This window comes from Mesorhizobium sp. M1A.T.Ca.IN.004.03.1.1, from assembly GCF_003997555.1.
Taxonomy (GTDB): Bacteria; Pseudomonadota; Alphaproteobacteria; order Rhizobiales; family Rhizobiaceae; genus Mesorhizobium.
In genome coordinates this window covers 1-253 of sequence record NZ_RZTV01000704.1, presented here as the reverse complement: position 1 = coordinate 253, position 253 = coordinate 1, and the positions used below count along the sequence as shown (strand labels likewise).

The window sequence follows — 253 nt, the reverse complement described above, 5'->3', positions numbered from 1 at the left end:
CCGCAAGGTCGGCTTGCCGCGCTTGCGGGCGAGATCGAGATTTTCGCCGCGATGCGGCCGGGACGGTTCGGTCACTCTGGGCTTTCCATGCTGGAATTGCCGATACAATAACACGATGACTCAGGTGCGCAATCCGGCAATGAAAACGATTTAAATTTTAACACCTCATTATCCTTTTGGACTATTTGAATGTAATTCAACAGGTTATGGCAATAGCCATATTTTTCTCGGGAGTCGAGAAAGGGCTTGACGA

At 49.4% G+C, this 253-nt stretch carries 1 pseudogene; it reads right to left on the bottom strand.

The features are described from left to right. Positions 1-114: pseudogene (locus EOD29_RS38100) on the bottom strand (LacI family transcriptional regulator); the annotation flags it as partial. Positions 115-253: the final 139 nt, after the last annotated feature.